The sequence below is a fragment of the Gordonia sp. ALPHA1B1 genome, assembly GCF_005502615.1.
In the GTDB taxonomy this organism is placed as follows: domain Bacteria; phylum Actinomycetota; class Actinomycetes; order Mycobacteriales; family Mycobacteriaceae; genus Gordonia; species Gordonia hongkongensis.
This window is the reverse complement of sequence record NZ_SCOC01000005.1, coordinates 179,101-202,443: the sequence shown is the minus strand read 5'-3', so window position 1 is coordinate 202,443 and position 23,343 is coordinate 179,101. Positions and strand designations below refer to the sequence as shown.

Below are 23,343 nucleotides of genomic sequence, written 5' to 3'. Positions count from 1 at the left end.
GCACTCGAGTATCGGCCAGATTCCCCCGACCGAGTTCGAAACGCTCCACTACGCTGGCCTCGGACCCGAGGACCAGCCCACATTGGAGGCGGCACAAAACCTAGGGTGATTCACCTTGAACGTGTCCACCCGATGCGGCTTAAGCCCAAGATCAGACCAAATGCGTTGCACGGTAGCCGGACTCACCCCAACATGGGCGGCCATCGTGCGGCACGACCAATGGGTATGCCCGGGTGGAGTGCTCGTCTTGGTCAACCGCACGATCTCGGCGACCTTCTCCTCACTGATCGAAGACTTACGGCCCCGACCAGCTCGCACCTGCCCGAACTTCGTCAACCCGTCCTCGGCGAAACGTGTGCGCCACGCCCGCACTGTCACCGCGGTCACCCCAAGTTCCTCGGCGATCACCCGATTCGCTTCGCCGTCGGCGGCCATCAGCAAAACCCTGGCCCGCAACACCTCACGGTGCGGCGCGGTCTGCGCCCGCGCCAACGTTTCCAACGTCTCCCGCTCGGCTTTCGTCAACCGCAAACACGCTGCCGGTGCACTCATCAACCCAGCCTACCGAACAACGAGCTAGACAATTGCGAGACACACCACTCGGTGACGTCGGGGGTGTTTTGCCCGTTTCTCGAGAGGTTCCGATGAGTACTTCTGTCCTTCCCGCGCTGGTCGACGTCGCCTGGTTGCGGGAGCGGCTCGACGACCCCACCGTGGTCATCGTCGACGCGACCACCCATCTCCCGATTCCGAAAGAGGGGCCATATGTCCCCGAATCGGGAGCGGAGTCCTTTCGCGCGGAACACATCCCGGGTGCGGTGTTCGCCGATCTGCTGACCGACTTCGCCGACGCCGACAGCCCCGAACCGTGGACGGTCCCGTCATCCGAGCAGTTCGCCACGGCCGCATCGGCGTTGGGGATCGGAGACGGGGCGACCGTCGTGGTGTACGACCAGCTCGAGGGGTTCTGGGCAACGCGCTTCTGGTGGCACCTGCGACTCGAGGGTTTCGACGCCGTGACCGTGCTCGACGGCGGCCTGCCGGCCTGGAAGGCGGCCGGCGCCCCGGTGACCGATGCCGAGTCGACCGTCACCCCGCGTACTTTTCACGGGACGCGTCGTCCCGAACTGTTGCGCTCGACCACGGAGGTCGCTGCCGCGCTTGATGATCCGTCGACGCTGCTGGTGAACGTCCTCGACGAGCCGACTTATCGCGGTGAGACCACGACGTACGCCCGTCAGGGCCACATCCCGGGATCGGTGAATCTCCCGGTGTTCTCGATCCGTGACGCCGAGACCGGCGACCTCCGCCCGGTCGACGAGCTGCGTCGGGAGTTCGAGGCGGCCGGGCTACTGGCCGACGACACCAAGGTCGTGACGTACTGCGGCGGCGGCATCGCGGCCACCGGGATCGCGCACGCGCTCGCACTCGTCGGACGCGACGATGTCGCGGTCTACGACGGTTCGATGACCGCGTGGGCCAACAACCCGTCGCTCCCGCTGGTCACCGGACCGGAACCGCGTTGACGACGCCGGGCCGCTCCAGCGGTGTGGCGCTACGCGTGAATTCGCTTCCCCCTCAGCAGGATCGAAGGGCACATTGCCCTTCGACCCTGCTCACGGGGACGAGCTTTTCCGGGCCGGCCGGCCGCTCCCAGGGTGCGAGTAAAGCGAGCCTCGAAGGCTAATGGCTACAGGAACATTCCCACCAGACCCTTCGAGGCTCGTCGCTATCGCTCCTCGCACCTCAGGGAGCGGGGGTCGCGCACCTAGCACCTCAGTATCTGCGGCCTGGCGCCCGTCGTGAACCACGAAAGCACTCTGCTCCCTGAGGAGCGAGCCTGCGAGCGTCACGAAGGGTTACGCAACCCTCGGTCGCCGGACCCTTCGTGACGCGACCTCCGCAAGCTCCGGGCGCTCCTCAGGGAGCGGAGGGGGTTCGCGCTTTTCCGCCTCGGGAGTGGAGGGGCGGGTCTCAGCCGACGGTGATCGCGTCGAGGCGCTGTCGGATGAAGTCCCCGGACACCACCGGTTCGAGTCCGGCGCGGCGGCCCACGGGTGGGGCGACGGGTGAGACGAGGGCGTCGTGATCGAGTTCGTAGAAGAAGATCAGCGAGACGAGGTCTTCGGCGGGTGCGTCGGGTTGCGGTGGCAGGACGCGGTGCCGGCCCGCGGGCCAGCGCCCGGCCGACCAGTACTCGAGGATGTCCCCGATGTTGACGGTCAGGGCGTCGGGGTTCCACGGTGCGTCGGCCCACCCCGATTGCTCGCTGTAGACCTGCAATCCGCCGGCGCCGGGTTCGCGGTCGAGGATGGTGACGGTGCCGAAGTCGGTGTGCGGTCCGATGCGGAACTGGCCGGGTTCGGGGGTTCCGACGTCGTGCAGCGGCGGGTAGTGGTTGATGTTGGACGACCACGTCGGCGTCGACGCGAGGTCGCGGAACGGATTGTCCGGGCCGACGAGGCCGAGTGCGGCGGCCATCAGCGCCAGCAGGTCGTCGGACAGCCGCCGCATCTGAGACGTCCACGCCGTGAACAGTTCTCGGAGTTCGGGCGTCTCTGCCGGCCACACGTCGGGGGCGAACCAGTACCCGTCGATCTCGGGTATGCCCACCGGCGTCTGCGCACCGGAGGTGAACGACTCCTTCAGGTCCGGCGGGGTCTCGGTGCCCTCGGCGAAACCGTTGGCCTCCTTGCCGGGACCGATCCAACCGCGGCCGCCGACACCGGCGGAGTACCGGCTCTTGACGTCGGCTGGGACAGCGAAGAACCGACGGGCCGCCGCGCGAAGGGAGGTCGGCAACTCGGGATCGAGTCCGTGCCCGGTGACGAGCAGGAACCCGGCCTGCTGCAGGGATTCATCGACAGCGGCGCAGACCCGTTGCGCGGCAGCACCTCCGGCCTGCCACTCCCGAAGGTCGACGGTGAGTACCGGGCTGTCGGTCATGACATCTCCACGTTCTCGTCGGCCGGGGCGACCCCGATGTCCTCGTTCCACACCGCAGGATTGGCCGCGATGTACGACGACATCATCTCCGCGCACCGCTCGTCGTCGAGCACGATGACCTCGACACCGTGCTCACGCAACCAGTCCTCTCCGCCGTAGAACGAGGTGTTTTCGCCGATGACGACCGTGCCGATGCCGAACTGGCGGATGAGGCCGGAGCAGTACCAGCACGGCGACAGGGTCGTCACCATGATCGTCGGCCCGTAATCCCGTTGCCGCCCCGCGGCGCGGAATGCATCGGTCTCGCCGTGCGCCGACGGATCGTCGGCCTGCACGCGCCGATTGTGGCCCGCGCCGAGCAGCGTGCCGTCGGCCGCGAAGAGGGCCGCGCCGATCGGGATGCCGCCCTCGTCGAGGCTCGTCCGTGCCTCCCGGTAGGCGACGTCGAGCATCCCGGACACGTCGAGACCGGCATGGCCGGGCAGCGAGATCGTCATGCTTCGAGAGTGCCGGGTGGCTCCGACGGTGACAACTGACAGATCGTCGTACTGCGGCCGAGGCCGCCGGTGCATATTGTCTTCGTCCATGACGCTCGATCGACCCCCGACGGATACCGCCACCCCGACGCTTCGGGAGATCCTCGACGACCACCTGGCGGTCGCCGAGCCGCGGGTTCTGAGCGGCCACGAACGTCTCGACGCACCCGTGCGGTGGGTGCATTCGAGCGAGATCTACGAGATCGGGCCGCTGCTCACCGGCGGCGAGTTGCTGCTCACGACGGGGCTCGGTCTGCGCGGACTCGATGCCGGCACCCGCAAGCACTATGTGCAGGACCTGTCGCAGCGCGGGGTCGCGGCGGTCGCGATCGAAGTGGGTCGGACGTTCGAGGCGGTACCCGAGGAGATGGTGCGGGCGGGATCGGCGGTCCGGCTGCCGATCATCGAACTCCGGGCGGTGGTCCCCTTCATCGACGTGTGCCGAGCGGTCAACACCGCGATCGCCGCCCGCGAGGTCGACGAGTTACGAGTCCGCTCGACTCTCGTGGAGTCACTCCACGACGACCTGGCGGCCGGTGCCGGGGTCGCGCCCATGCTCGGCCATGTGGCCGAAACCCTGCATGCGCCTGTCGTTCTCGTGTCCACATCCGGGGCGCTGCTGTCCGCGCACGGCGTCGACGACGACTCGGCGGCGTGGCGGGTCGTCGACCGGGCCGTATCGGAGGCCACGGTCCACAGCAAGGGACGTCCGATCGCCCGGCTGATCGTGGGCGAGCGCACCGACGCCGGCCCGGTCCCGTTCGCGCAGAGTCTGTTGCGTGCGGCCGCCGGTCCGGTGGCGGTCGGCCTGACCCGGACCGGGGTCCGGGGTTCGGCCCTGGCCGCGCGGCTCGTCGAAGACCTGGTCGACGCCAGACCGATGCGACCCGCGGATCTGCGGGCACGCCTGGCCGCCGCGGGGGTGTCCGTGGGGGCGCCCACCGTGGTGGTGCCCCTTGCGGCGGAGGCCCCCGACCCGCGGATGGCCGATGCCGCGGTCGCCGGCGCCGAGCTGGATTCGGTGGCACGCAGCATCGTCGACGCCACGCTCTACGCTCTGGCCGCGGTGCCGGCCGGGGGAGGAGAGGGCGCCACCGACCCGGTCGACCGGGTGGCGTCCTCGTTGACACGGCAGGGCAACCGAATCGGACGCACCACGGTCGTCGTCGGAAACCCCTGTGTCATCGACGATGTCGGGCCCGGCGCGGATGTGGCGTCCGTCCTCTCCGCCTCATTGCGCCGATGCGGGCGGCAACTCGGGCTCGCGGCGTCCACCGCCGCGGGCCTCGGGACGGGACGACGGGTGTTCACCTCGCGCGAACTCCTCGTCGACGAGGCGATCGGTGCGCTGGATCCCGCTCTTCGGACGGAGCTGCGGTCCCTGGTGGAACCACTCGTCGCGGCCGATGGACGCTCCTCGTCGGACCTCGTCCGGACCCTGGCGGTGCACCTGGCGCACGGCTGCAGCGCGACGCGGTCGGCTGCGGCGCTCCACATCGGCAGGCAGAGCCTCTATCAGCGGCTCGAACGGATCCGGACGGTCCTCGGTTTCGACCCCACCGACCCGGCCGTCTACGCGTCGACGATGCTGGCCCTGCGTTCGGTGACCCGCGAGGTTCACCAGGTGGCTCACCAGTTGTAGTCGAGGAACTTCCCGTCGAAGGTCACGACCACGCGGTCGCCGTTCGGGTCGGGCCGGCGTCGGATGTCGATGTTGAAGTTGATGGCGCTCATGATGCCGTCGCCGAACTCCTCGTGGATGAGTGCCTTCAGCGCGGGCCCGTAGACGTCGAGCGCCTCGTAGAAGCGGTAGATGGTGGGGTCGCTCGTCGCCGCCTCGTCGGGTGTACGCGTCGGCTGTTGCCGCAGACTCTCGGCGACGCCCTCGCCGAGGCCGAGCAGTTCCACCACGGCGGTGGCCTTCGTGGCCGGGACCGGATGTTTGCCCAGCAGCGCAGCGACGGTCCAGACCAACGGGGCGTCGATATTCTCGGCAATTGTCGCCCACGTCAGTCCCTGGCGAATCCGCGCGGCGTTGATCAGCTCTGCGGCATCGGTTTTCGGCATGATCGGGGTGGTCATCGTCATCTCCATCGATAGTGTTGGACCACACCCACATTGCCCATCGGCGGGCACGATGCCAAGTCGAGTCAGCGACTTTCGGCAGTGTTCACACGATCGACACGCCCACCGCAGACCGCGGCGACACCAGAACTTCACACCGCGACCTGGACCGAGTGAGGGCGGTGTAACAGGGAGACTCGTCGATGACACCGAACGGACATGTGGCCTCGGTTCCATGGGCGCATCAACTGAGGAGTTCGAGGAGAACCACATGTCCTATGTGAAACCGTCCGAATTCGCGGTGAAGATGGTCGACGCCGGCGAGTCCAAGGCGTTCATGTCCACCCGCGACACCCTGATCAGGGCGTTCATGGCCGGCGCGATCCTGGCTCTGGCCGCGGCCTTCGCGGTGACCGTCACCGTGCAGACCGGCCAGCCGCTGCTGGGGGCGCTGTTGTTCCCGGTCGGCTTCATCCTGCTCTACCTGATGGGATTCGACCTGCTCACCGGTGTGTTCACGCTGGTGCCACTCGCACTGCTCGACAAGCGACGAGGAGTCACGGTCCGGTCGATGCTGCGCAACTGGGGTCTGGTGTTCCTCGGGAACTTCCTCGGCGCCATCCTGGTCGCGGTGATGATGGCGGTCATCCTGACCTATGGATTCAGCGTCGCACCCGACGAGGTGGGACAGCGGCTCGGCGAGATCGGCCACAGCCGTACCGTCGGTTACGCCGAGCACGGGGCCGCCGGCATGCTGACGCTGTTCATCCGCGGCGTGCTGTGCAACTGGATGGTGTCCACCGGTGTCGTCGCCGCGATGATGTCGACATCCCTGCCCGGCAAGGTGATCGGGATGTGGATGCCGATCATGCTGTTCTTCTACATGGGCTTCGAGCACTCGATCGTCAACATGTTCCTCTTCCCCTCGGGTCTCATGCTCGGCGGTGACTTCTCGATCGCCGACTACCTCGTCTGGAACGAGATCCCCACGGTGATCGGCAATCTCGTCGGCGGACTCACCTTCGTCGGTCTGACGCTGTACTTCACCCATGTACGGACCGCTCCGGATCGTCGACCCCCCGCCCACGACGCGACGACCGAGGTCGACGTGGCCGCGCCGGTCCGTACGACGACCGCCTAGCCCGACGCCGACCCGTATGACGTCGTGCCCGCATTCCGGGCACGACGTCATATTGTTCGACAGGGTCATACGGCTGTCGCCGAAGACGGCTCGGCCGGGTCGTCCTGGAGGGCGCGGGCGTACCAGGCGCCCAGGCCGAGCAGGATGAGTCCGGTCACGATGAACACGATCACGCGGAAGATCCCGTCGAGGGTGGCCAGGTCGAAGAGGAACAGTTTCGCCATCGCGGCCGCGACGAGGACTAGACCCCCGGTGACCGCGGCGGTACGTGCGGCACCGGTGCGACGCCGGGCATAGGCCAGGGCCGTCCCCGCGAGGACCATCCAGCAGGTGGTCGCCAGCACGTGACCGGCGAGGAAGCCGTCCGACCCGGCGACCAGGACGCCTGCGGTCACACTGATCGCGGTGAGTGCGTAGACGACGACCACTCCGGCGGCGATATGGGCTGCGCGCGAGACCTTCTCGTCGGTGAGGCGGGCCCACCCGGCGGCCAGGACCAGGGCGCCGGCGGCCGCGAACACACTCGCCACGACGATCCCCAGAGACGCGTCCCGTCGCATCAGGTCCGCATCGGCGAGCACATACGGCGGCGCCGCGTCGAGTAGCGCCGCGAAACCGATGGCCCACAGGACCGAGCCACCGGCGAGAAGTACCCGCGAGGTCGTCGACCATGTCCGGGCGACAAGCGCGGTCACCGTTGCCAGGCCGAGCAGGACGGTGATCGCCACCGTGCCGTCGAAGGCCACCAGAACGGCGACGAACAGCAGCAGAAGGGCGGTCGCGGACCAGATCTGCGCAACGACGTCGGGCACGCGCGGGGTGGAGCCGGTACGCGAGTCGGGAAGCCCCGATCCGATCAACACGGTTCCGATCAGCGCGCCGGCGATGCAGGTCTGCAGGATCACCGCGCCCGGCATGTTCATCACCGCTCCGGCGAACAACGCGGGGATGGTCGTCGCACTCGCCAGACCGGCCAGCGTCTCCCGGAACTGCGTGGTGGGCATCGCGATCAGGGCGCCGGCGACCCCCAGCACGACGACCACGACGACCGCGGCCGCGAAGACGGTGTCGGCGGCACCGGCCGACGTCCAGCCGGCCAGCGCGAGGACACCGACCAGGGTCAACGGAATCGTGGGCGCGGCGAGCCGCACGGCATGCAGCCAGATCCAGTCGCGACCGAGCTGGACCCACGCCGATGCCGCGGCGAGGACCACCATGAACGCGATGAGGGTGGTGTCCAGTCCGCCGGTGAGCACCGGTGCCAGAGCGATCAACGGCACGACGACGAGCAGCCCCAGGTGTTCGCTGCGCCACCGATGGGCAAGCGCGAGCCCAGCCGCGGCGACGAGTCCCGCGACTCCGAGGCCCACGACGATGGGCAACCAGTCGTAGATCTTGGTCGCGGCCAGGACGTCGAGGTAACCCGCCGCGATCCCGGTGGCCGTCAGCGCGATGGCACCGATCCGGCCGTCGGGCCGGCCGCGCGACCAGATCCCGCCGGCGACGAGCGCCGCGGCGAGGACCGCGCCACCCGCGACGCGGAATTCCGGGCGGAGCAATCCGGCCTGTGCGGCCAGGACGAGGAGCAGTGCGACACCGATGAGGGTCACGCCCACGCCGGCGGTGGCGAGGATCTTGCCGATCAATCCGCGTTCGGCGGCCGCGCCGATCCGTTCGGACATCGACGGCCCGGCCGGCCGCGGAGGCGACGCGACCGGCGGATACGGTCGCGCACTCGCCGGGCGGGGCATCGGCGGAGGACCTTGCGGGCCCGGCGGAGCGATCGGGGGTCGTTGGTGGCCGACCGGTGGCGGCGCCGTCGGCAACCAGGGCCGGGACGGGGGTGTGGGCCGAGGTCCCGCGGCCTGCGCAGGAGCTGCCGCCACCGTCGGTGGGGTGAGGCCGGCGGCGGGTGGCTGCACGGCGGATTGCGGTGCGGGGGCGACGTCGCGAGCAGGCTCGTCGGGCTCGGCGACGATACGTCGCAGCTCGGCGAATTCGGCTGACACGGTGGACATCTGGCGTGCTATCGCGTCGAACTCGGTCGAGATCCGCGCCAGGGTGGCAGTACTCGGATCGCCGCCGAATGTGCTGCTGGGAGAGTTCATGTGTCGACGATGACCGGTCGCGCCCCGGCATGGATGAGTAGTCCTACCCACCAGGGGTGGGGGATTCGTGTGACGGGTGCGCGGCGACGTGATTGCCGGACGGCCCGGCAGGGTATCGCTGGACCATGACTGATCCGCACAATGCTGCCGACCGTGGACGCGCCGACGTCGAGAAGCGCTGGCAGGACACCGGAAGCTACCGGTCCGCGGCCCTGTATGTCGTGGCCGTGGTCGCGCTCGGCGCGGTGGCCTGCGCGGTCTTCCTCGCCGTCGACCGCGCCAATATCGTCCTCGCGTCGCTCGTCCCCGGTGTGTTCCTTCTCGGCGGGATCGGTGCGCTGGTCAACGCCTACCGCACCTATCGCCGGGGCGGCACCTGGCCGATGTGGCAGGGCGCGGCGTGGTTCCTGTTCGCCCTCATGCTCGTGGCGCTGGCGTTTCCCGCGATGGCGGGCTGATGCCTGTTTCCCACTGTGACGGGCTGATGTCTACTGTGGGGCCATGCCTGCGCAACGGGTGCGAATCGACAAGACCACGCCGCAGGTCTACCGAAAGCTGATCGCGGTATCGGCCGAGGTCGCCGCGGCCGCCGAACCGATCGGGCTGAGGCGGTCCCTCGTGGAACTGGTGAACCTGCGGTGTTCGCAGCTCAACGGTTGCGCCTTCTGCATGGATCTCCATGCGCAACTGGGCCGCACCGCGGGTCTGACGACGCAGCAGATCGACGTCATGGCCGGGTGGCGGGATGCGCCGGACCTCTACGACGACGTCGAGCAGGCGGCCCTGGAGATCGCCGAGCTCGTCACCGAACTGCCGGCGCACGACGCGGCCGACCTCGCCTACGACCGGGCGACGGACATCCTCGACACCGACCAGACCGCGGTGCTGATCTGGGCGGCGGTGACCATCAACGCGTTCAACCGGATGTCCATCGTGAGCGGGTACCGCCCCCGGCCCGGCGCCTCGCCGCAGAAGGCGGCAACACCGTTCACCGGTGGCGCGACAGGCTAGTCGGCCGTCCTCGCGTCACCGCCCTTTGCGTGCGAACACCCAGCCGGCCGCCGCGAGTGACACCAGCGCGATCGCCGCGCACCAGGCCAGGCCCGTCACCGCTGTCGACGTCAGATCGTGCACCGGTGACCCGCCGGTGCCCATGCCGACCAGCAGGGCTCGAATGGACTCGATGACCGGTGTGACCGGTTGTGCCTCGGCGAAGCCGCGCAGCCAGGCCGGCATCGTCTCGGGTGGCACGAACGCACTCGAGACATACGGCAGGAAGAGCATGACGAAGCCGAAACCGCCTGCTGCGGCGGGCGTTCGCACCGCCACGCCGATGAACGCGGCGAGGCAGGTGATGGCCAGGATGTAGGCGAGGACCATCCCGGCGGCCCCGAGCCATTCGAACAGCGACGCCGACGGCCGGAAACCGATGGCGACCGCGACGATCAGGACGACCGCGGTGGAGACGGAGTTCTTCACCAGGCTGGCCGCGACATGGCCGAACACCATGGTCGCGCCCACGATGGGCATCGACCGAAAGCGGTCGATGACGCCGCCGTTCATGTCATTCGCCACCGCCAGTGCGGTATTGGACGCGCCGTAGCCCGCGCACAGCAGGATGACTCCAGGAGTCGCGTAGGTGATGTAGTCGGTACCCACCGACATCGCGCCGCCGAAGACGTAGACGAACATCAGCATGATGGCGATCGGCAGGACGAGCGCGAGGATCAACTCGTCCGGATCGCGGCTCATCATGCGCAGCGATCGCGCGAACATCGTGGTCGCGTCGATCTGCAGGTGCCGTAGTCGCTTCGACGACGAGCGCTCGGCGAGGGCAGTGGTGAGACTCATGCCGCGACCTCGTTCCCGGTGGCCGGTTCGGCGGGTTGTCCGGTTGCCGCGAGAAACACGTCGTCCAGTGTGGGAGAGCGCAATTCCCAGGAATCGACGGTGGCGACGGTCCGATCGGCGAGATCGAGGACCGCGCGTGTGTGGGCCACCGACCGGTCGGTGGGCACGCGGACGATGGTCGACTGGACCGACGGCCCGAAAGCCGCCAGGTCGGAGGCGAGGGCGGTGGCGTCGGCCGCGGTCGGCACGACGAACTCGAGCGCGGCCTCGCCGACGCGGCGTTTCAGGTCGGCCGGTGTACCGGCGGTCCCGATCCGGCCGCCACTGATGAGGGCCACGCGGTCGGCGAGGCGGTCCGCCTCCTCCAGATACTGCGTGGTCAATAGGACTGCCGTCCCCTGCGCGACCACGTCGTCGATCACCTGCCAGAGCATCTGACGGCTGCGCGGGTCGAGGCCGGTCGTCGGCTCGTCGAGGAAGAGGACCACCGGCCGGTCGAGGAGTCCCGCGGCGAGATCGAGACGCCGGCGCATACCGCCGGAGTACGTCGCGACCAGTCGGTCGGCGGCGTCGGTGAGATCGAAGGCGAGCAGGAGTTCGTCGACGCGGTGATCGACGGTGCGGCGGGGATGGTGCGCGAGCCGACCCATCATCCTCAGGTTCTCGCGACCGGTGAGCTTGTCGTCGACGGCCGCGTATTGCCCGGTCAGACTGATGATCTCGCGGACCCGGCGGCGATCGGCGACGACGTCGAAGCCGCCGACGCGGGCGGTCCCTCCGTCGGGGCGGGTGAGGGTGGACAGGATGCGCACCGTGGTCGTCTTACCCGCGCCGTTGGGGCCGAGCAGGGCGACGACCTCCCCGGCGCCGACGTCGAGGTCCAGCCCGCGCAGGACGGGCACCCGGGAGTCCCCGCGGCCCAACGATTTCGTGAGGCAGACGGCCTCGACCGGCATGGGTGACGAACGGTCCGGGACGGTCATGTCGGACTCCGATCTGTTTATGTGTAAAACTGTTTACTCCAGTAACTGCGTACAGTAGACGCAGTTGTGCGCGACGGCAAGGGTCGCCGACCGAGAGGATCGCGAATGGCAGAGGGTGGGGACGAGACGCTGCAACGGCTGTGGACAGGTGGCAGGGCGGGCAGCCGTGGTCCCAAACCGGCCCTCGATCTCGACCGCATCGTCGACGCCGCGATCGCGATCGCCGACACCGACGGCCTCGACGCGGTTTCCATGGCGCGCGTGGGTGAGGCGCTCGGCTGTTCGGCCATGGCCCTGTATCGCCACGTGTCCGGCAAGGCTCAGCTGCTGAGCCTCATGGTGGACGCGGTGGCGGGTCAGCTCGCGTTGCCGCCGCGCCGAGGGGAGTGGCGCGAGGATCTGGCGGCGTGGACGCGGGCGCAGATCGACGGCATGGTCGAACGCCCCTGGTTCCTCGAACTGCCGCTGACGGTCGCGGTCCCGGGGCCGCGTCGAATGCGTTGGATGGAGGCGGGTTTCGAGATCCTGAAGGATTTCGACCTGCCCGGTGACGACAAACTCGAGATCCTCGGCCTGCTCGCCCAGTATGTGCTGTCGGCAACCCGGTTGGAGATCGAGATGCGGCGTGCGACGGGTACCGATGCGGAGTCGGACTTCGAGCAGGTGCTGACCGGTCTCGCCGATCCCGCGCAGTACCCGTACCTGTTCGCGGCGATGCAGAGCGCGGGCGGGGAGTCCGACGACCGTGAATTCGGGCTGCAGCTCATTCTCGACGGCATCGCATCGCGCGCCACCGGCTCGCCCTGACGCGTCACCGGGCACTCTGACCGGCCGCCCACCGCCGCACTCGCATCTGTGCGGCATGATGTCACCCATGTCGACTGTGCGCTCGGGCCGGCTCGCGGTCGGCACGCTGTCGCTGCTCACCGTTCTCTACTTCGCGCAGGGCCTGCCCTACGGATTCTTCAGCCAGGCGGTGCCGGTCATCCTCCGCGAGGAGGGTTACTCACTGACCCAGATCAGCGTGTACGGACTGTTGTTCGCGCCCTGGGGCCTGAAATTCCTGTGGGCGCCCTATGTCGACGCCTACGGCACCCGGCGCAGATGGCTGGTGTCCCTGCAGTTGTCGTCGGCGGTCGTCGCACTCGTCTTGGCGACGCTCGATCTGTCCGGGTCCCTGGTCTGGCTCCTGATCGGCATCGCGGTCATCAACCTGCTGTCGGCGACGCAGGACATCGCGACCGACGGGCTGGCGGTGTCGATGCTCGAGCCGCGTCAGCGCGGTCTGGGCAACGGAATCCAGGTGGGCGCGTACCGAATCGGCATGATCGCCGGCGGCGGCGGGCTCCTCTGGCTGTTCTCGTTCGCCGGTTGGCGCACCTTGTTCGTCGTGATGGCGGTGCTCCTGTTCGCGGTCACCGTCGGCGTGTGGTTTCTCGCCCGTGAGCCGAGCCGACCGACCGGCGATGCGCAGCCGACACCGTCGAAGCGGGTGTCGCCCGGGTTGTTGCTGACGGGCTGGTCGTCGCGGCTCCGACGTCCGGGCGTGATCACGTTCATCCTCGTCGTCGGCGCGTTCAAGTTCGGTAACTCGATGGCGTCGGCGCTGGTGGGCCCGTTCATGTCCGACATCGGACTCACACTGGGCCAGATCGCGCTCGTCGAAGGTGCGTTGTCGTCGGCCGGAGCGCTCGGCGGAGCCGCGCTCGGCGGGTGGCTCGCGTACACCTACGGTCGGCGGCACGCACTGCTCGTCGGCGGTGTCACCCAGACACTCAGTCTTGGAGTGTATCTGGTCGCGTCGATCGGCGTCGGCGGCTTCTGGCTGGTGGTCACGGCCAGCCTCGCCGAGCACATCCTGGGTGGCGCGGCGACCGTCGCGGTGTTCACCCTGATGATGGATGCGTGCCAGCAGGGCTACGAGGGCAGCGACTACACCTTGTTCGCGTGCGCGGTGGTCGGCGTGCAGGGCGCGGCCGGGTTCGCCGCCGGGATCGTCGGCGACCTGTTCGGGTTCCCGGCGATCTTCGCGACCGGCCTGATCCTGTCCGGCCTCGGCTGCCTGGTCATGATCCGGGCCCTCGATCGCGGTCTCATGAAACGTCTCGGGTAGGCAGGAGGGTCGCCATCGCCTCGTCGACGACGCGGTCGAGGTCGTCACCCAGGCTGCCGGCCAAGAACTGTTGCACCAGTTCGGACATCGCGCCGGTGAAGATCGCGGCCCGCACCCGGCTCGTGAGCCGGTCGGTGTCGCGGGCGTCGGCCTCGGCGAACGCGAGGTCGCGGAGCATGCCCTGGGTGGTGGCCCGCCGTTCGGCGAGAACGGGATTGGTCACCCCGGCGGTGAACAACACGCGGCCGCGCCGCGGATCCGACGACGCGTGGCCGAGGACCGCACGGATACCCGCGCGGGTGCGTGACCGGACCGAGGGGCCCGCCTCGCGCATCGCGGCCTCGACCACCACGCCGAGTTCCGCCGTCGCGGTGTCGTAGACCGCGCCGAGCAGATCGTCGGTGTCGGAGAAGCTCTCGTAGAAGTACCGGGTGTTGTAGCCGCAATACCGGCACACCGAGCGGACCGACAGCTCGGCTTCCGCGCCGACGCCTCCGAAGATGTCGAAGGCGGCCGCGATCAGGGCCGCTCTACGCTCCGCGCGCCGGTCCGCGAGCGGTACGCCCGCCCAGCGGGTCGGTGAGGACATCTGCTCACCATAGTCGGCCGCCAGCGTACCCCGCACAGATCTGGTCACGCCTGTACCCAAAGAGTTACTCTGGGTACGACCGTGACCAATGGTCGACCCGAGCGGAAGGTCTGTAGATGACTGTGTCCATGGCTCCTCTCCGACTGCCGTCGACCGACTGGATTCCGGTTCCCCTCCCGCACGAGTTCGTCGGGTCCTGGCTGAACGGCAAGTTCGACGCCCACGTCCGAGCGAAGTTCTTCCGCGGGATGGACTTCGAGAAGCCGGCCGGCGATCCGGGTTGGTTCGGCCCGGGCAGCGCGACCTGGTACGTCCATTCGCACACGCCCGCGCTCATCTTCGGTCTGCAGTGTGCGTCGTACCTGGAGCGTCTCGACCCGAGCATCTTCTGGATGGGTGTGCAGCACTCGCGGCTGGTCCGGCGCCGCGAGGACGGAACCCCGACCCTGTCCATCGATCCCGACGGCGCGATGACCAGACTCGGGCACTCGCTGGCCTTCTTCATGGGGACCGCGTACGGCTCGACCGAGTCCGCCGAGCGACTGGCGCGGACGGTACGCGCGATGCACCACACCATCAAAGGTGTCCGGCCCGACGGTGCGGCCTACGACGCCGACGATCCGGCCTGGCTTCGCTGGAACTATGCCACCGTCGTCTGGGGTATCGCCACCGCGCACGAGATCTACCACCCGCAGCCGCTGCGGGGCGCCGAACTCGACGGCTATTACCGGGAATTCGTGCGCGTCGGTCACGCGCTGGGTGGGACCGACCTGCCCACGACCAAAGCCGACACCCTCACCTGCTTGGCCGAGTACCTGCCGAAACTCGCACTGACACATGGCAATGCGATGGCCACCGGGTTGAACGTACGCAACCCGGCCCAGGGCGCCGTGGACTGGGCGATCCGTGACACGATGCCCCGCTGGGCCCAGCAGCTCATCATGTACCGCCCGCCCAATCCGGTCGAACGGCGTGCGCGCCGGAGTGCGGTGTGGGGTCTGATCAACTCCGCCCACCTGACGATGGGGGAGGCGCCGGAGTTCGCGGCCGCTCGTCGTCGCGTGGCGCACGGGACGACGGTGCCGCACACGCTTCCGCGCTATGAACTCGGATCTGACCCCGAGCGTACCCGTGCCGAAATCGAGGCCTCGTTCGCCCGTTAGCCGCTGTGGGCGCTCGTGTCAAACCGGGTCGCTCCGAAACTCCAATGAAGGCAACGGAATTCGCCGGCATCAGATCGTGACGGCGGGTCCGGAAGCGGAAACATCGATTTCATCTCACGTCACGCCGGTGTAACAAAGTCAATTTACGTTTACCTCCCATACGCCAGATCGCAAGGCTTGCGACGCGTATCTCATCGGGGGTCACGCGGTGACAGGCCGCGTGTTCGTCGTGCCCCCATCTGAGTGGACCTGAGACGTAATGAGAAAGGCTTCGCCGATGCCGTCTGTTCCGTTGCCGCCCGGCCCCCCGCCGGCGGACATCCCGCCGTCCGCCCCGACCCGGTCACGCCGTCGGCGGTACGGCATCCTGGTCCCCGCGGCGCTGTCCGCGGTGGCGCTGGTCCTGAGCGCCTGTGGCAGTTCGGCCAGCGAGGAATCGGCATCGAGCGCCGAATCGTGTGTCGACACCTCCGGGAGCACCATCAAGGTCGGCTCGCTGAACTCGCTGTCGGGCACCATGGCGATCTCCGAGGTCACCGTGCGTGACTCGATCAAGCTCGCCGTCGATCAGATCAACGACAACGGCGGAGTGCTGGGCAAACAGATTCAGCTCATCGGCGAGGACGGGGCCTCCGAGCCGACGATCTTCGCGGAGAAGGCCGAGAAGCTGATCTCGAGTGATTGCGTCGCAGCGGTGTTCGGCGGTTGGACGTCGTCGAGCCGCAAGGCCATGCTGCCGGTCTTCGAGGACAACAACTCGCTGCTGTACTACCCGGTGCAGTACGAGGGCCTGGAGTCGTCGCCGAACATCTTCTACACCGGCGCCACGACGAACCAGCAGATCGTGCCGGCCCTGGAGTACCTGAAAGAGGAGGGCGTGAAGTCGCTCTACCTCGTCGGTAGCGACTATGTCTTCCCGCAGACGGCCAACCGTGTCATCAAGGCGTACGCGGAGGCCAACGGCATCGAGATCAAGGGCGAGGACTACACCCCGCTCGGTTCGACGGACTTCTCGACGATCGTCAACAAGGTCCGTACCGCCGACGCCGACGCCGTGTTCAACACTCTCAACGGCGATTCCAACGTCGCGTTCTTCCGCGAGTACAAGAACGTCGGCCTGACCCCGCAGGCCATGCCGGTCGTCTCGGTGTCCATCGCGGAGGAAGAGGTCGGCGGTATCGGTGTGGACAACATCGAGGGCCAGCTGGTCGCGTGGGACTACTACCAGACCGTCGACAACCCGGTGAACGCCTCGTTCGTCCGTGACTACAAGGCCGCATACGGCGCCAACAAGCCGACCTCCGACCCGATGGAGGCCGCCTACGTCTCGGTCTACCTGTGGAAGAACACCGTCGAGAAGGCCCAGTCGTTCGCCGTCGCCGACGTCCAGAAGGCTGCCGGCGGAGTCACTTTCGACGCTCCGGAGGGCCTCGTCACGATCGACGGCGAGAACAACCACATCACCAAGACCGCGCGCATCGGTGAGATCCGTGGCGACGGACTGATCTACACGGTGTGGGATTCGGGTCAGCCGATCGAGCCGGACCCCTACCTGAAGTCGTACCCGTGGGCCGAGGGCCTGAGCAACTGACACCGTCGACGACCCGTCCCGCGTCCTCCGGCGACGCGGGACGGGTCGCGCACGGTCCCTCCCGGCGAACGCGGCACTCGCCGACGACGAACGGATAGACACGTGGAAACCGTTATCGGACAGCTCTTCACCGGGCTCAGTCTCGGTTCGATCCTGCTTCTCGCAGCTCTCGGCCTGTCCCTGACCTTCGGTCAGATGGGCGTGATCAACATGGCCCACGGGTCGTTCATCATGGCCGGGTCCTACACCGCGTACACGGTGCAGGAATACCTGATCTCCAATGCCGGGGTGTCCCTGCTGGTCTCGCTCGTCATCGGGTTCCTCGTCGGCGGCCTGATGGGCGTTCTCCTCGAGGTCACCCTGATCAAGCGGATGTACGACCGCCCACTGGACACACTCCTGGTGACGTTCGGTGTCGGATTGATCCTCCAGCAGCTCGCCCGCGACATCTTCGGCGCGCCGGCGGTCGACGTCGTCGCACCGTCGTGGTTGTCCGGCGGCGTCGACATCCTCGGCGCGGTCGTCCCGAAGACGCGCCTGTTCATCATGCTGCTGGCCATCGTCGCGGTCACCGCGATCGCGGTGACCATGAAGTACACGCCGATGGGTCGGCGCATCCGCGCCGTCGTCCAGCACCGGGATCTCGCCGAGACGAGCGGGATCTCCAGCCGCCGAACCGACATCACGACGTTCTTCATCGGTTCGGGACTCGCCGGCATCGCCGGGGTCGCACTGACGTTGATCGGATCCACCAGCTCGAACACCGGGATGACCTATCTGATCGACGCATTCCTGGTCGTCGTGATCGGCGGGCTGGGCCAGATCAAGGGCGCGGTCATCGCGGCCATCGCGCTCGGCGTCCTGAACTCGTTCATCGAATACAACACGACGGCGTCGGTGGCGAAGGTCGCCGTGTTCGTCATCATCGTGATCTTCCTGCAGATCCGGCCGCAGGGGCTGTTCACGGTCCAGTCGAGGAGTCTTGTGTGAAGGACTATTTCAGCAGTTCCTGGAAGGTCTGGGCGGGCTTCGGCGTCGCCGCCATCCTGTTGTTCGCGGTCGCGCCCGCCGTCCTCTCGGACTTCCGTCTCAACCTGCTCGGCAAGTTCCTCTGCTTCGGCATCGTCGCGGTGGGCATCGGCCTGGCCTGGGGTCGTGGTGGCATGCTCACCCTCGGCCAGGGTGTGTACTTCGGGCTGGGTGCGTACATCATGGCCATGCACCTGAAGATCTCCGACGCGGAATTGCGCGGCGACGACGTGCCCGACTTCATGCAGATTGCCGGGATCAGCGAACTGCCGGGGTACTGGAAGCCCTTCGCCTCACCGGTGGTGACGATCCTGGGCATCCTGCTGGTACCGACGTTGCTGGCGATCCTGCTGGGTCTCGGCGTGTTCAAACGGCGCGTCAAGGGTGCCTACTTCGCCATCCTGTCCCAGGCGCTGGCCGCCGCCTTCGCGATCCTGCTCATCGGTCAGCAGACCACCGGTGGCAGCAACGGCCTCAACCGTTTTCGCAGCTTCTTCGGGCTCGCCCTGAACGACCCGGTGAACCGGCAGCTGCTGTTCTTCATCACCGCGGCCATCCTGCTCGCCGTCGTGGCGATCACCCGTCAGCTGATGTACAGCCGGTACGGCGAACTGCTGGTCGCCGTCCGCGACCAGGAGGAGCGGGTCCGGTTCCTCGGCTACGACCCGGCCAACACCAAGGTCGTCGCCTACGCCATCGCGGCGTTGTTCGCGAGCATCGCGGGGGCCATGTTCGTTCCCATCGTCGGCATCATCTCGCCCGCCGACGTCGGGATCGTGCCGTCGATCGCCTTCCTGATCGGCGTCGCCATCGGCGGGCGCACAACGCTTCTCGGCCCGGTCCTCGGCGCCATCGCGGTGGCCTGGGCGCAGACCAGTCTGTCGGAGAGCTTCCCGTCCGGCTGGACTTATGCGCAGGGAATCCTGTTCATCGTGGTCGTCGGGTTCTTCCCGGCCGGGCTGGCCGGCCTGGGGGCACTGGTCAAGTGGCGCCGGAAGAGAGCGCCGGATTCGTCCCCGACCGGCGACATCGACGAACACACCAGCAGCAAGGTAGGAGCGTCGTCATGACCGAAGCAGAATCGACGGTCGTCGGGCACCCGCCGGTCGCCGGCGGCAACGCCGGGATGGACAGCGACTACCTCCAGGTGCGCGGTCTCAGCGTGGAGTTCGACGGTTTCAAGGCCGTCTCCGACGTGGATCTCACACTGCTGCAGGGTGATCTGCGGTTCCTGATCGGTCCGAACGGTGCCGGCAAGACCACCATCATCGACGCCATCACCGGCCTGGTGAAGTCCACCGGTTCGATCCAGAAGTCCGGTGTCGAACTGGTCGGCAAGAAGGTGCACCAGATCGCGCGGCTCGGGGTGGGCCGGACCTTCCAGACCGCGAGCGTCTTCGAGGAACTGAGTGTGCTGCAGAACCTCGATATCGCCGCGGGCGCCGGGCGTTCGGTGTGGACGATGCTGCGGCGTCGACCGACGCAGATCCCCGACTCGATCGCCGAGGCGCTCGAAACCATCGGCCTGCAGGACCTGGCCGACACACCCGCGGGCGTACTGGCCCATGGTCAGAAGCAATGGCTCGAGATCGGGATGCTGCTGGTGCAGAACGCCTCGGTGCTGCTGCTGGACGAGCCGGTCGCCGGGATGAGCCACGAAGAGCGTGAGGAGACCGGGAACCTGTTGCGCCGCATCGGCGGTGAGCGCACCGTCGTGGTCGTCGAGCACGACATGGACTTCATGAGGTCCTTCGCGACATCGGTCACCGTGCTCGCGCGGGGTCGGGTGCTCGCCGAGGGCACGGTCGCCGAGGTCCAGGCGAACCCGAAGGTCCAGGAGGTGTACCTCGGGACCGCGGCCGGCGGTGAAGAACTCGAGGAGATCGCCGCCGAGGTCGACTCCGACACGACTGCGACTTCGGCGAGCGCGGCTGCAACGCAACCGATCACGGAGAAGGGCTGAACCATGCTGAAGATCTCCGGAGTCCATGCGGGCTACGGTCGGACCGAGGTGATCCACGGGGTCGACATCGAGGTACCGACCGACGGCGTCGTCGCGGTGATGGGACACAACGGGGCCGGGAAGACGACCCTGCTCCGCGCGGCCGTCGGGTTGGTGAAGACCACCAAGGGCACCATCACGTTCGACGGCGTCGACATCACCCGGGCGCGTCCGAGCGTACGGGTCGGGCACGGTATCGCCTACGTGCCCCAGGGGCAGCAGAGTTTCGGCCATCTCACCACCGCCGAGAACCTGCAGGTGGTGGCCGACGGCCGCAAACGCGGCAAGGAGCTGGTCGCCGAGATGCTGGACATGTTCCCGGCACTCAAGGAATTGCTGGGACGACGCGCCGGCCTGTTGTCCGGCGGCCAGCGTCAGCAGCTGGCGATCGCGCGCGCGCTCATCACCGAGCCGCGGATGCTCATCCTCGACGAGCCGACCGAGGGCATCCAGCCGTCGGTCGTCGCCGAGATCGAGCAGACCATCACCACGCTGACGCAGCGCGGTGGGCTGGGCGTACTCCTCGTCGAACAGCACATCGGGTTCGCCCTCGAGGCGGCGCAGCGGTACTACGTGCTGGAGAGCGGCCGCGTGACGTCGTCGGGTGAGGGTGGTACGGCCGCCGAAAGTGCTGTGCGCGAGGCGATGACGATCTAGTACGACGCGCGGGCCACCTCAGCCGGGCGCCTGCCGGCTGAGGTGCTCCCACTTGTGGTAGTCCCTGTCACGTGCGCGGTCCATCTCGAGCACGTGGTCGAACGACTGGCTGCCGACGATCAGGCGCCGAGGCGGGTCGGGGAGCGCCACGAGTTCCAGGATGACCGGGGCGGCCGTGGTCGGCGGCGGTCCGGCGTCGTCACCCCACGACGATTCCATCTCGGCTCGCAGGTCCCGATACTCCGGCATCGGTTCGGTGTTCGTCGTACCGGCAGTGAACAACCCGGTGTCGTAACCGCCCATCTGCAGGATGGTGACCTTGACGCCGAATTGCTCGGCCTCCATCGCCAGCGCCTCACTGACCGAGTCGAGCGCGGCCTTGCCCGCTCCGTAGAAGCCGACGGTGGCCATTCCTCCGCCGCTGCCCATCGACGTCACCTGCAGCAGGCGTCCGCCGCCGCCGGCGCGCAGGTGGGGCAGCACGGCTTGCGCGACCCAGACGGCACCGAAGAAGTTCAGGTCGAGGTGCGCCCTGATCTGGGCCTCGGTGGCCTCCTCGACCATCCCGTAGAGCATTCCGCCGGCGTTGTTGACGACGATGTCGAGTCGGCCGAACGCCGCGACCGCTGTCTCGACGCCGTCGAACACGGCCTGCCGGTCCGTGACGTCGAGCGACAGGGGATGGAGTTGATCGGGATGTCGCGTGGCCAGCGACGCCAGCGGTTCGATGTTGCGGGCGACGGCCACGACCTCGTCGCCGGCGGCAAGTGCCGCTTCGGTGAACGCGCGTCCGAGTCCGCGGGATGCGCCGGTGATGAACCAGACCCGTGCGTCGATCATCGAATTTCCTCCTAAGTTAACGGAACGGTCCGTCTCAGAATGGCTATGGCCATGTCCGCCTCGCTTGTCAAACGCAACGTCTCGTTTCGTGAACTAGGCTCGACCCATGACGACAGCTGCAGGTCCCGATCACTCACGCCGCAGAGAGCGGTCTCGCCAGGTGATCCTCGAAGCGACCCGAGCCCTGGTCGTGGAGCAGTCGTACGACAAGGTCACGGTGGAGGCGATCGCGGCCCGGGCCGGTGTCGGCAAACAGACGATCTATCGACGGTGGCCGTCGAAGAGCGCGGTCGTCTTCGCAGCGGTGCTCGCGCTGAGCGAGGGGGCCGACGGGCAGTCGGTCGAACTGCCGGACACCGGAGATCTCGAGGCGGACCTGAAACAGGTCATGCGGGAGACGGTGGCAGAGTTCGCCGATCCGTCCTTCGATCGCCTGATCCGGGCGGTGAACACGGAGATCGCGAATGACGCCGACCTTGCGGCGGAGTACCGGGAGAAGCTGTCGCGACCGCTGGACGACGCCAAGAAGGCTCGGCTTCGCACGGCCGAGCGGGCGGGCCAGCTGCCCCCCGACACCGACCTCGACCTGTTTCTGGAGATGCTCTACGCCCCGTTGTTCCAGCGGTGGTTGCACCGCAGCGGCCCGCTGACCGACATCTACGCCGACGCACTCGTCGAGGCGACGCTCCGGGCCTTCGGAGGGAGATGACGGTCGGCCCGGTCCGCGCCGTCGTCAGTCCAGCCGGACTCCGATCTCGGGGGTGAGTTCGTGCGGCGCGTGGAGGGGGAGATCGTCGCCGCTCCAGAATCGCCCGGGGTCGAACCAGTTGGAGTCCTTGGACGCGTCGAGGATGCCCATCTCCCGATAGGTGATGGCCACCACCTCGGCGCAGTAGGCGGCTTCTAATCCGACGCCCTCGGTGTTCTGGCTTTTCCGCTGCTGCCGTTCGTCGCGTCGTTGACGGACCTTGCGGTCGAGGTAGGGGATGCCCCGGACGAGTTCGGTCGAGTTGGGCACCCGGCCGCGAAACCACCGGCCGGCCAGGCGCGCGGTGGTCGGGAACGGCGTCCCGTCGAGTTCGGCGATCACCTTGAGGAGAGCGTTCTCCTGATCCGGGGAGACCTCCGGCGTGAGCTGTCGGAACCAGCACGCCTGCTTGTAGCGGATCATCCACTGCTCCGCGGCTTCTCGAGCGTCGTGTAGCTGCACGCCGCGATGATTCGATCCGGTCCACACGTCGGTCAGCCGATCGCCGAGCTCTGCGTGCCACAGCAGCGGTGGCAGATCGTCGATGCAGACCGCCATCGCGACATGGTTCACGGGAGCGTTGGTCAGGGTGCGGATGGCCCGGTCCGGTCCGGAATGGCCGCGGAAGAGCCAGATGTCGCCGGTGCGGGTGGCGTCGAGTGCGTCGGTCAACGAGATGCCGGCGTCGGCGCGGTCTCGGCCGAGGAGAATTCTGCTGGTGGGCACGAGAGCAGGCTAATGCGTCCGGAGCACGCACGACGCCCGCGCGACCTATCCTGCCCGCATGAGGAACCTGTGGAAATGGCTGGGATTGGCGGGCGCGGTCGGGGTGGCCACCGGCGGGGTGATGGTCGCGCGTGACCAGCGGCAGCGGAAGTCCTATTCGGCCGACGATGTCCGGGCACGCCTCCATCAGCGGCTCGACGAGACGGAGACTGCGGGTGGCGGAACCGCTGATTCCTGAGGACCGGAGTGGCGGAGC

25 protein-coding genes are annotated in these 23,343 nt (G+C 67.9%); 15 read left to right on the top strand and 10 right to left on the bottom strand.

The features are described from left to right. Window positions 1–48: 48 nt before the first annotated feature. Entirely contained in the window at window positions 49–552 is a 504-nt protein-coding gene (locus tag FFS52_RS05395; RefSeq protein ID WP_137809056.1) for a helix-turn-helix domain-containing protein, read from the bottom strand. Between the two features lie 92 nt (window positions 553–644). On the opposite strand from FFS52_RS05395, the gene FFS52_RS05390 reads away from it, so the two are divergent. Continuing rightward, window positions 645–1,526: a sulfurtransferase gene (locus FFS52_RS05390; protein WP_078113682.1), complete on the top strand. Its 882-nt coding sequence runs from the start codon at window positions 645–647 to the stop codon at window positions 1,524–1,526. Window positions 1,527–1,974: 448 nt separating this feature from the next. On the opposite strand, the gene FFS52_RS05385 is transcribed toward FFS52_RS05390, so the two are convergent. Further along, entirely contained in the window at window positions 1,975–2,946 is a 972-nt protein-coding gene (locus FFS52_RS05385; RefSeq protein ID WP_068970053.1) for a 2-oxoglutarate and iron-dependent oxygenase domain-containing protein, read from the bottom strand. Beyond that, complete coding sequence (locus FFS52_RS05380) at window positions 2,943–3,443, bottom strand: nucleoside deaminase (protein WP_058252482.1); 501 nt, start codon at window positions 3,441–3,443, stop codon at window positions 2,943–2,945. The genes FFS52_RS05385 and FFS52_RS05380 overlap by 4 nt, the downstream gene beginning before the upstream one ends. 88 nt (window positions 3,444–3,531) lie before the next feature. Between FFS52_RS05380 and FFS52_RS05375 the strand changes: the two genes are divergently transcribed. After that, a complete protein-coding gene (locus FFS52_RS05375) occupies window positions 3,532–5,124 on the top strand; it encodes a PucR family transcriptional regulator (RefSeq protein ID WP_068970054.1) in 1,593 nt (530 codons plus the stop codon). Here the strand turns inward: FFS52_RS05375 and cynS are convergent. After that, window positions 5,112–5,564 carry a cyanase gene (gene cynS / locus FFS52_RS05370; RefSeq protein WP_068970055.1) on the bottom strand — a complete coding sequence of 151 codons (453 nt, stop codon included), beginning with the start codon at window positions 5,562–5,564 and terminating at the stop codon, window positions 5,112–5,114. The genes FFS52_RS05375 and cynS overlap by 13 nt on opposite strands. A 253-nt stretch (window positions 5,565–5,817) precedes the next feature. Between cynS and FFS52_RS05365 the strand changes: the two genes are divergently transcribed. After that, on the top strand, window positions 5,818–6,687 hold the full coding sequence (locus FFS52_RS05365) for a formate/nitrite transporter family protein (protein WP_065631086.1): 870 nt from the start codon (window positions 5,818–5,820) through the stop codon (window positions 6,685–6,687). Between the two features lie 65 nt (window positions 6,688–6,752). On the opposite strand, the gene FFS52_RS05360 is transcribed toward FFS52_RS05365, so the two are convergent. Then, complete coding sequence (locus FFS52_RS05360) at window positions 6,753–8,795, bottom strand: DUF2339 domain-containing protein (RefSeq protein ID WP_171011556.1); 2,043 nt, start codon at window positions 8,793–8,795, stop codon at window positions 6,753–6,755. 125 nt (window positions 8,796–8,920) lie between these two features. On the opposite strand from FFS52_RS05360, the gene FFS52_RS05355 reads away from it, so the two are divergent. Next, entirely contained in the window at window positions 8,921–9,253 is a 333-nt protein-coding gene (locus tag FFS52_RS05355; protein WP_064571124.1) for a hypothetical protein, read from the top strand. Between the two features lie 43 nt (window positions 9,254–9,296). Then, complete coding sequence (locus FFS52_RS05350) at window positions 9,297–9,806, top strand: carboxymuconolactone decarboxylase family protein (RefSeq protein ID WP_068970912.1); 510 nt, start codon at window positions 9,297–9,299, stop codon at window positions 9,804–9,806. 15 nt (window positions 9,807–9,821) lie between these two features. On the opposite strand, the gene FFS52_RS05345 is transcribed toward FFS52_RS05350, so the two are convergent. Together FFS52_RS05345 and FFS52_RS05340 are read right to left on the bottom strand one after the other, a co-directional pair. After that, window positions 9,822–10,646 carry an ABC transporter permease gene (locus tag FFS52_RS05345; protein WP_083207371.1) on the bottom strand — a complete coding sequence of 275 codons (825 nt, stop codon included), beginning with the start codon at window positions 10,644–10,646 and terminating at the stop codon, window positions 9,822–9,824. Further along, window positions 10,643–11,629, bottom strand: a complete 987-nt coding sequence (locus FFS52_RS05340; protein WP_065631054.1) for an ATP-binding cassette domain-containing protein — start codon at window positions 11,627–11,629, stop codon at window positions 10,643–10,645. Before FFS52_RS05340 ends, FFS52_RS05345 begins: the two co-directional genes overlap by 4 nt. Window positions 11,630–11,734: 105 nt before the next feature. On the opposite strand from FFS52_RS05340, the gene FFS52_RS05335 reads away from it, so the two are divergent. Both FFS52_RS05335 and FFS52_RS05330 read left to right on the top strand, forming a co-directional pair. Beyond that, complete coding sequence (locus FFS52_RS05335) at window positions 11,735–12,436, top strand: TetR/AcrR family transcriptional regulator (protein ID WP_068970913.1); 702 nt, start codon at window positions 11,735–11,737, stop codon at window positions 12,434–12,436. A gap of 67 nt (window positions 12,437–12,503) precedes the next feature. Continuing rightward, entirely contained in the window at window positions 12,504–13,742 is a 1,239-nt protein-coding gene (locus tag FFS52_RS05330; RefSeq protein ID WP_068970922.1) for an MFS transporter, read from the top strand. Here FFS52_RS05330 and FFS52_RS05325 read toward each other — a convergent pair. Next, window positions 13,723–14,331, bottom strand: coding sequence for a TetR/AcrR family transcriptional regulator (locus FFS52_RS05325; protein WP_065631052.1), 609 nt, complete (start codon window positions 14,329–14,331; stop codon window positions 13,723–13,725). The genes FFS52_RS05330 and FFS52_RS05325 overlap by 20 nt on opposite strands. Before the next feature lie 116 nt (window positions 14,332–14,447). Here FFS52_RS05325 and FFS52_RS05320 point away from each other — a divergent pair, with 116 nt between their 5' ends. From FFS52_RS05320 to urtE, 6 genes are all read left to right on the top strand, one after another. Next, window positions 14,448–15,494: an oxygenase MpaB family protein gene (locus FFS52_RS05320; protein ID WP_064571129.1), complete on the top strand. Its 1,047-nt coding sequence runs from the start codon at window positions 14,448–14,450 to the stop codon at window positions 15,492–15,494. Window positions 15,495–15,771: 277 nt separating this feature from the next. After that, window positions 15,772–17,085, top strand: coding sequence for an urea ABC transporter substrate-binding protein (urtA, locus tag FFS52_RS05315; RefSeq protein ID WP_091344393.1), 1,314 nt, complete (start codon window positions 15,772–15,774; stop codon window positions 17,083–17,085). A gap of 102 nt (window positions 17,086–17,187) precedes the next feature. Beyond that, window positions 17,188–18,075 carry an urea ABC transporter permease subunit UrtB gene (urtB, locus tag FFS52_RS05310; protein WP_058252491.1) on the top strand — a complete coding sequence of 296 codons (888 nt, stop codon included), beginning with the start codon at window positions 17,188–17,190 and terminating at the stop codon, window positions 18,073–18,075. Further along, window positions 18,072–19,184, top strand: a complete 1,113-nt coding sequence (gene urtC, locus FFS52_RS05305; RefSeq protein ID WP_068970914.1) for an urea ABC transporter permease subunit UrtC — start codon at window positions 18,072–18,074, stop codon at window positions 19,182–19,184. Before urtB ends, urtC begins: the two co-directional genes overlap by 4 nt. After that, a complete protein-coding gene (gene urtD / locus FFS52_RS05300) occupies window positions 19,181–20,077 on the top strand; it encodes an urea ABC transporter ATP-binding protein UrtD (protein WP_058252493.1) in 897 nt (298 codons plus the stop codon). Before urtC ends, urtD begins: the two co-directional genes overlap by 4 nt. A gap of 3 nt (window positions 20,078–20,080) precedes the next feature. Then, window positions 20,081–20,773, top strand: a complete 693-nt coding sequence (urtE, locus tag FFS52_RS05295; protein ID WP_068970915.1) for an urea ABC transporter ATP-binding subunit UrtE — start codon at window positions 20,081–20,083, stop codon at window positions 20,771–20,773. Window positions 20,774–20,791: 18 nt separating this feature from the next. On the opposite strand, the gene FFS52_RS05290 is transcribed toward urtE, so the two are convergent. Further along, window positions 20,792–21,613, bottom strand: coding sequence for an SDR family NAD(P)-dependent oxidoreductase (locus FFS52_RS05290; RefSeq protein WP_137809055.1), 822 nt, complete (start codon window positions 21,611–21,613; stop codon window positions 20,792–20,794). Window positions 21,614–21,719: 106 nt separating this feature from the next. Between FFS52_RS05290 and FFS52_RS05285 the strand changes: the two genes are divergently transcribed. Then, window positions 21,720–22,322, top strand: coding sequence for a TetR/AcrR family transcriptional regulator (locus tag FFS52_RS05285; RefSeq protein WP_068970917.1), 603 nt, complete (start codon window positions 21,720–21,722; stop codon window positions 22,320–22,322). Window positions 22,323–22,346: 24 nt separating this feature from the next. On the opposite strand, the gene FFS52_RS05280 is transcribed toward FFS52_RS05285, so the two are convergent. After that, window positions 22,347–23,087 (bottom strand): guanylate cyclase, encoded by a 741-nt coding sequence (locus FFS52_RS05280; protein WP_068970918.1) that lies wholly within the window; start codon window positions 23,085–23,087, stop codon window positions 22,347–22,349. A gap of 58 nt (window positions 23,088–23,145) precedes the next feature. Here FFS52_RS05280 and FFS52_RS05275 point away from each other — a divergent pair, with 58 nt between their 5' ends. After that, on the top strand, window positions 23,146–23,325 hold the full coding sequence (locus tag FFS52_RS05275; RefSeq protein ID WP_065631044.1) for a hypothetical protein: 180 nt from the start codon (window positions 23,146–23,148) through the stop codon (window positions 23,323–23,325). Window positions 23,326–23,343 lie beyond the last annotated feature (18 nt).

Coding starts and splice junctions, on each gene's coding strand:
- FFS52_RS05395 (WP_137809056.1), bottom strand. CDS start 552: ATGAGTGCACCGGCAGCGTGTTTGCGGTTGACGAAAGCCGAGCGGGAG.
- FFS52_RS05390 (WP_078113682.1), top strand. CDS start 645: ATGAGTACTTCTGTCCTTCCCGCGCTGGTCGACGTCGCCTGGTTGCGG.
- FFS52_RS05385 (WP_068970053.1), bottom strand. CDS start 2,946: ATGACCGACAGCCCGGTACTCACCGTCGACCTTCGGGAGTGGCAGGCC.
- FFS52_RS05380 (WP_058252482.1), bottom strand. CDS start 3,443: ATGACGATCTCGCTGCCCGGCCATGCCGGTCTCGACGTGTCCGGGATG.
- FFS52_RS05375 (WP_068970054.1), top strand. CDS start 3,532: ATGACGCTCGATCGACCCCCGACGGATACCGCCACCCCGACGCTTCGG.
- cynS (WP_068970055.1), bottom strand. CDS start 5,564: ATGACCACCCCGATCATGCCGAAAACCGATGCCGCAGAGCTGATCAAC.
- FFS52_RS05365 (WP_065631086.1), top strand. CDS start 5,818: ATGTCCTATGTGAAACCGTCCGAATTCGCGGTGAAGATGGTCGACGCC.
- FFS52_RS05360 (WP_171011556.1), bottom strand. CDS start 8,795: ATGAACTCTCCCAGCAGCACATTCGGCGGCGATCCGAGTACTGCCACC.
- FFS52_RS05355 (WP_064571124.1), top strand. CDS start 8,921: ATGACTGATCCGCACAATGCTGCCGACCGTGGACGCGCCGACGTCGAG.
- FFS52_RS05350 (WP_068970912.1), top strand. CDS start 9,297: ATGCCTGCGCAACGGGTGCGAATCGACAAGACCACGCCGCAGGTCTAC.
- FFS52_RS05345 (WP_083207371.1), bottom strand. CDS start 10,646: ATGAGTCTCACCACTGCCCTCGCCGAGCGCTCGTCGTCGAAGCGACTA.
- FFS52_RS05340 (WP_065631054.1), bottom strand. CDS start 11,629: ATGACCGTCCCGGACCGTTCGTCACCCATGCCGGTCGAGGCCGTCTGC.
- FFS52_RS05335 (WP_068970913.1), top strand. CDS start 11,735: ATGGCAGAGGGTGGGGACGAGACGCTGCAACGGCTGTGGACAGGTGGC.
- FFS52_RS05330 (WP_068970922.1), top strand. CDS start 12,504: ATGTCGACTGTGCGCTCGGGCCGGCTCGCGGTCGGCACGCTGTCGCTG.
- FFS52_RS05325 (WP_065631052.1), bottom strand. CDS start 14,331: ATGTCCTCACCGACCCGCTGGGCGGGCGTACCGCTCGCGGACCGGCGC.
- FFS52_RS05320 (WP_064571129.1), top strand. CDS start 14,448: ATGACTGTGTCCATGGCTCCTCTCCGACTGCCGTCGACCGACTGGATT.
- urtA (WP_091344393.1), top strand. CDS start 15,772: ATGCCGTCTGTTCCGTTGCCGCCCGGCCCCCCGCCGGCGGACATCCCG.
- urtD (WP_058252493.1), top strand. CDS start 19,181: ATGACCGAAGCAGAATCGACGGTCGTCGGGCACCCGCCGGTCGCCGGC.
- urtE (WP_068970915.1), top strand. CDS start 20,081: ATGCTGAAGATCTCCGGAGTCCATGCGGGCTACGGTCGGACCGAGGTG.
- FFS52_RS05290 (WP_137809055.1), bottom strand. CDS start 21,613: ATGATCGACGCACGGGTCTGGTTCATCACCGGCGCATCCCGCGGACTC.
- FFS52_RS05285 (WP_068970917.1), top strand. CDS start 21,720: ATGACGACAGCTGCAGGTCCCGATCACTCACGCCGCAGAGAGCGGTCT.
- FFS52_RS05275 (WP_065631044.1), top strand. CDS start 23,146: ATGAGGAACCTGTGGAAATGGCTGGGATTGGCGGGCGCGGTCGGGGTG.